The 6,000-nt window shown below is 30.8% G+C and carries 7 protein-coding genes; 2 read left to right on the forward strand and 5 right to left on the reverse strand.

Annotation, left to right across the window (positions count from 1 at the left end):
- Positions 1–4: 4 nt before the first annotated feature.
- Entirely contained in the window at positions 5–589 is a 585-nt protein-coding gene (locus P8H50_RS04115; protein WP_300205891.1) for a phosphatase PAP2 family protein, read from the forward strand.
- 5 nt (positions 590–594) lie between these two features.
- Here P8H50_RS04115 and P8H50_RS04120 read toward each other — a convergent pair whose 3' ends face one another.
- The 3 genes from P8H50_RS04120 to P8H50_RS04130 are packed head-to-tail and all read right to left on the reverse strand — an operon-like array spanning position 595 to position 3,558.
- Positions 595–2,229 carry a glycosyltransferase family 39 protein gene (locus P8H50_RS04120; RefSeq protein WP_300205892.1) on the reverse strand — a complete coding sequence of 545 codons (1,635 nt, stop codon included), beginning with the start codon at positions 2,227–2,229 and terminating at the stop codon, positions 595–597.
- Complete coding sequence (locus tag P8H50_RS04125) at positions 2,222–2,845, reverse strand: lipid-A-disaccharide synthase N-terminal domain-containing protein (RefSeq protein ID WP_300205894.1); 624 nt, start codon at positions 2,843–2,845, stop codon at positions 2,222–2,224. The genes P8H50_RS04120 and P8H50_RS04125 overlap by 8 nt, the downstream gene beginning before the upstream one ends.
- Positions 2,845–3,558 carry a glycosyltransferase family 2 protein gene (locus P8H50_RS04130; RefSeq protein WP_300205896.1) on the reverse strand — a complete coding sequence of 238 codons (714 nt, stop codon included), beginning with the start codon at positions 3,556–3,558 and terminating at the stop codon, positions 2,845–2,847. The genes P8H50_RS04125 and P8H50_RS04130 overlap by 1 nt, the downstream gene beginning before the upstream one ends.
- A 79-nt stretch (positions 3,559–3,637) precedes the next feature.
- Between P8H50_RS04130 and P8H50_RS04135 the strand changes: the two genes are divergently transcribed.
- On the forward strand, positions 3,638–4,579 hold the full coding sequence (locus P8H50_RS04135) for an NAD(P)-dependent oxidoreductase (protein ID WP_300205898.1): 942 nt from the start codon (positions 3,638–3,640) through the stop codon (positions 4,577–4,579).
- A gap of 183 nt (positions 4,580–4,762) precedes the next feature.
- Here the strand turns inward: P8H50_RS04135 and P8H50_RS04140 are convergent, their stop codons facing one another.
- Positions 4,763–4,969 (reverse strand): hypothetical protein, encoded by a 207-nt coding sequence (locus P8H50_RS04140; protein ID WP_300205900.1) that lies wholly within the window; start codon positions 4,967–4,969, stop codon positions 4,763–4,765.
- Positions 4,970–4,975: 6 nt separating this feature from the next.
- Entirely contained in the window at positions 4,976–5,755 is a 780-nt protein-coding gene (locus tag P8H50_RS04145; protein WP_300205902.1) for an ion transporter, read from the reverse strand.
- Between the last annotated feature and the right edge of the window lie 245 nt (positions 5,756–6,000).

Consider the following 6,000-nt stretch of genomic DNA (forward strand, 5'->3'; position numbering starts at 1 on the left):
TTTAATGGTAGACCAATTAGTAGCACTTGATCACGAATTATTTCTTTACCTAAACAATTTGGGTACAGAAACTTGGGATGGTTTCTGGCTGTTTTATACAGATAAAAAACACTGGATTCCTTTTTATGCAATTTTAGCCTACTTAACCTATAAACGGTTAGATACTAAAATGTTTATTCTAACTATAATAGTTATTGCATTAATGATTTTAGTTACAGATCAAGTTACAAATTTATTTAAAAAAGTATTGTTTATGCGTTTGCGACCTTGCCATAATGCAGATTTAATAGACCATATGCGTTTAGTAAAATCATGGTGTGGTGGACAATTTGGTTACTTTTCAGGACACGCAAGTAATTCTATGGCAGTTGCTGTATTTGCAGGCTTAATGCTAAGAGATCGTTATAAGTATCTTATTTTTATGTTACTTTTTTGGGCAGCATTAATGGGTTACAGTCGTATCTATATTGGAGTTCATTTTCCATTAGATGTTGTTAGTGGTTTTGTTTTTGGAGCACTCTCTGGTTTTACCTTTTATAAGTTAGATAAATACTTACAAAAAAGATTTAGCTATAACAAAGTAGAGTAGTGTTATTATTTCTTTTCAAGAATATAAAATATACTTTTTAAACGTGGATTGTTTTGATTTGAAGTACTTCCAAAGTGATTTAAATCGTATTCTCCAAGTGCTTTCATGTTATATTTAGAACGTATTTCGTCTTCATTTTCAGGACTCATAGCATTCACAAGTATTCCAAACCTTTTATCGTTAGGAAAAATATAAGCTTTATCTTTTCGTTCAATTTCTGGAATAACAGCTCCATAATCCCAAATGGTTTCTGGAGCGATATAGTTTATAGCATAAAGTTTAATGTCACGCTTTTGGTTTTCTTCATTTAAAGTAGAAAGACTTTTAAAAGTTTCATTTTTAAATGCTTCGGAAAGCGGCATAACAAAAACCAAAGCCGAAACAAAAAAGAGAACTGTGAGTAGAAAAACACTTTTAATATTTTTTGATTTTAACTGAAATAAAATTAAAACACCAATGGTAAATAATACTATTGATGCTAAAATAAAATTAAAAAGATGGTCTTGTAATTCGGTTTTAAACATCAGATACATAGCTATTGGAAACACAACACCTAAAAGCCCAATTAAACCAAAATTAAAATAAACAGGAACAGTTTCGCGTTTGTCTTTTAGCGTTTTAAATTTTCTAAATAAATATTCGATATAAAAACCAATATTAAAAGCCAAAGGAATTAATACAGGCATTAAATAGCGCGACTTCTTCATTGGTATTAACGATAGTAAAATAACAGCAGTAATAGTCCAAAGAAAACTAAATTTATAGGCTTTATAATGGCTTACACGTTTTTTTAAGTAAGGATATAACAAGGAAATAAAGGCAGGAATAGTCCAAATACCACTTTGTGTAAAGAAACTCCAATAATAGTAAAACGGTCTGGTGTTATAGCCTGTCCAAGTGCTTGTTTCACGAGTTGTAATAGCATCCAATGTACTGGAATCTTGTAGCTTAACGTATAAATACCAAGAGCCTCCAATGGCTAGGCCTAATAGAATAGCACTAATGATGTGCAACGCTTTCTGTTTTATATTTTTGTATTTAAAGCTAAAGCCATAAGCTATTAAAAATGGAAGTAATAACGCGTAAATAGAAATTGGACCTTTTGCGAGTATTGAGAAACCTAAGAAAGTACCAGCCAACAAAGCATGTTTCCATGCTTTACTCTTTTTACTTAACAGTTTAAAGAAGTAGTAAATAGCTACCAACATAAATGCATGTGTAAAAATATCTGAAGGAGCCTCAAAAGTAATACCAATAACATAAAAAGAGGTGATAAGAATAAGCGCATTAAAAAGGCTATGCGTTCTTCCTTTTAAAATAGTTCGCGATAAATAATACATAAAACTACCAGAAAGCATCACCATTAAAACGGCTGGTAAACGCATGGCAAATAGACTTTTTTCGCCAAATAAAATACCACTAAACGCAGAAAACCAAGCAGGTAAAGGTGGTTTTTGGTAACGCGCTACATTGTTCATTGTGGTTAATAGCCAATGGTCGTAAGTAAGCATTTCTCGCGCTGTGATAAAATTTCGCGCTTCCATAATAGAGACTTGTAATAACTCTAAATTAGGCAATAGCATAACTGCTACAAGCAAACAAATGGCAGGTATTGGATATTTTTTCAGCGTGTTAAGCATTTTGATTTTTTAGAATAATTAGATTTCTAATGTATATTATAGTTCCTAAAATATGACCTGTAAAAAGCACTGGGTCCTTTCTAAAAATAGCATACGTTAAAATTAGAATTGATCCTATTAAACTTAAAGCCCAAAAGCCAAAAGGCAGCGCTGAGTCTTTTTGTTTTTCAGAATATAACCATTGGTAAACAAAACGTAGAGTGAAAATAACCTGCGAGATAATACCTAATAATAATAGCCAAAATGGAATATCTTCGTTTTTAAAGAAAATAGTAACATCTATTCTGTTATTGTTAAAATAGAATACACCAACAAAAAGAGGCATAAATAGTAGAATGTAGCGCAAAATAACAGGAATTTTTTTCCACTGATTTTGAAGCTGTAAATTTCTAATGTATATAAAATAAGTTAAAGCTTGGCCAAGCATAATAGCAAAATCATCTCTTAAATAACCGTAAATAAAAAGTAAAAACGAGGCGATTAAACTTAAGGTCCAAAACAAAGTTGGTGTGACCACTTTTTTTGTTTTTTCGCTTGAAATCCATTGTATAATAAGTCGAGACGAAAATAAAATTTGAGCTAAAAACCCAATGCTATATATTAACCAGTCGCTCATTAGTCTTTTTTAGCAACCTCATAATTAATATACTTTTTTTTCATCCATAGATAAGCAAAACAATCCATTAAAGGACCAAGTAATCTATTCCAAACACCAAATTTTGCCTCACCAGCAACTCTAGGGAAATGTTGTACTGGAATTTGCTTAACGGTTCCGTTTTGTAGTAAAATCATGGCAGGTAAAAAGCGATGTAAACCTTTAAACATAGGAATGCGCTTAGCAAAATCAGTTTTAATAACCTTTAATGGACAACCTGTATCATCCATACCATCGTGTGTAAAACTACGACGAATACCATTGGCTATTTTAGAACTCATGTTTTTAACAAAACTATCTTTTCTATTGGCACGAACACCTGTTACCAAATCGTTAGGTCCAATGTGTTCTAGAAGTAAGTTAAAATCGTTTGGAGCCGTTTGTAAGTCGCTATCAATATAACCTACAAGTTCGGTTTCTGTATAATCAAAACCAGCTTTTATAGCAGCACTTAAACCACGATTGTCTTTAAAAGCGATAAAAGAAAATTCAGGATTTCTATTACAAATGTCTTCAATAATTTGTTGACTTTTGTCTTTAGAACCATCGTTAACAAATAATATTTTAGTTGTTCTAGTCGCTATTTTTGTGTAGGCTAAAAGTTCAGTTTCAACACGTAATAAGTTGTCTTCTTCATTATAAACAGGAACAACGATGGTAAATTGGTAACTCATAAATTACTTTTAAAGTACTGCAAATGTATTGCTTTTTTAAGAATAAAATATGTTTCTTTGTAATACAACAAACAAGAATATGAAGATTTTAGTAACAGGAGCAGCAGGTTTTATAGGTTCTCACACTTGCGAACGTTTAAAAAGTTTAGGTCATGAGGTTATTGGTTTAGATAATTTTAACGATTATTATAGTTTAGAACTTAAGCATTTAAACGAGAAAGCACTTAACAATAAAGGCGTGTTTATTATAAAAAGTGATTTGCGCGATAACGCTTTCGCGGAAGTGCTCCCAAAGGACATTAACTATATTTTTCATTTTGCAGCACAGCCTGGTATTTCGGCTTCCTCAACGTTTGAAGATTATTTTAACAATAACATTATTGCTACTAAAAATTTAATTGATTATGCTTTAATGTTACCCAATTTAAAACTGATGGTAAACATTGGGACTTCTTCAATTTATGGACTAGAAGCTACCTTTCCAGAAAGTATTGCACCACAACCAGCATCGCATTATGGTGTAACCAAGTTGGCAGCAGAGCAGTTAGTATTGCAAAAAAGTAGAGAGAAATTGTTGCAGTCCTGTTCTTTGCGTTTGTATTCTGTAATTGGTCCAAGAGAACGTCCAGAAAAAATGTACACTAAACTAATTATGTGTGCTTTTAACAATACCGAGTTTCCATTCTATCAAGGCAGTGCCTCTCACTTAAGAAGTTTTACTTATGTTGGCGATATTGTAGATGGAATTGTAAGCGTTATTGGTAATGAAGCTAAAGTTAATGGAGAAATTATTAATCTAGGAACAGAGGTCGAGCACACCACACAAGATGGTATAGATGCTGTAGAACAAGTAATTGGGCAATCTATAAAAATAAACCATGTTGCAGCCAGAGCAGGAGATCAATTGCGAACTAAAGCGAATATAGATAAAGCGAGGCAATTGTTAAATTACAATCCGCAAACCACTTTGTTAGAAGGTGTAAAAGCCCAAGTGGAATGGTATAAGGCTAATTTTTTGTAGAATTTTTTAGATTTTTGGAAAAGTTCGTTTAACGTTTTTGTATATGGTTTGTTGCGTGTTTTAAGCAACTAATTTAGTAAATAATTACGGATAAAGAAATTCTGCGAGGACTTTCGTAAGTGGGCAAGAAGCCAGCAATAAATTATATACGGTGTTGTGCACAGGTGTTTTATTTTTCCTAATTTAATTCAAATTGAAGATAACTAGTACAAGAAATAAAATCGGAAAAGTCAAAGCTATAAATATTCCTAAACAACCTTTTGTTACTATTTTTCCAACTTTTTGATTTCTCCCACTTTTAGTAAGTGGAACACCAATTTTTCTTGAAAGATTTGACTTTGCTCCTGAATAGCCACTTAATTTTTTCCACGAAAATCCTCCTTTATTCATAATATTCTATTTATTAATTACAGTCCCACAATTAGGACATTTACAATTTTTTTCCTTTTTTTTCTCTTTTTGAATTCTTTCTATAAAAGCTGAACTTATAATTCCTGTTGGTAGTGCAACGAATCCAATTCCGATTAATGCAATTATTCCGCTCATAATTTTTCCCATTGCTGTTATTGGGTAAACATCACCATAACCAACAGTTGTTAAAGTAGCAACAGCCCACCAAAAAGAATGGCCAATACTCGCAAATTTTTCTGGTTGAGCAGTGTTTTCAAAATAAAACATTATTGTTGAAGATAAAACTAATAAAATAAATGCAACAAAACCTGTGATTGCTAATTCAGATTTTGTGCTTTTCAAAACACTAGTTATTGTATTTAAAGATTTTGAATATCTACCAAGTTTAAAAATTCTAAATAATCTAAATAGTCTTAATATTCGAACAATTCTCAAGTCAAAAGGAATAAAGAAAGGTAGATAAAATGGCAATATTGCTATTAAATCAATAATTCCAAATGTTGAAAATCCAAATTTTATTCTTTTCTTAATTGAGTTTCCTTTTAAATTATTGTTCAAATCTGAAGTCCAAAGTCTTAACAAATATTCGATTGTGAAGATTATTACAGAAATTAACTCAAAATAGTAAAAGTAAACTGAATATGAAACTTTTATATTCTTATAAGATTCGAAAATTAAAATAATTACGTTTAAAATAATTAATCCATAAATGAATTTTATAAAAAGTTGATTTTTATTTAATAATTCATAAATTTTATTTTTCATTCAATGTTCATTTTTTCATTCTGGGAACTTGTGCACAATGCATTGATAAAAAAGCGTTTCAATGTTTTTTATCAGATGTTAAACGAATTTAGATTATTTTTTTTAGAAAGTCAAATAAAGTTTAACACTGTAAAATAGATTAAAACTTATAATTCTTATGCTTTTACATCGCGTCCACGAGGTGCATTACCTTCTATCAATACCTTATCAGAATGTAATAAATCTACAGCTTTAGCAGAGTCTTT

The sequence above is a fragment of the Lacinutrix sp. genome (genome assembly GCF_029238095.1).
GTDB lineage: Bacteria > Bacteroidota > Bacteroidia > Flavobacteriales > Flavobacteriaceae > Lacinutrix.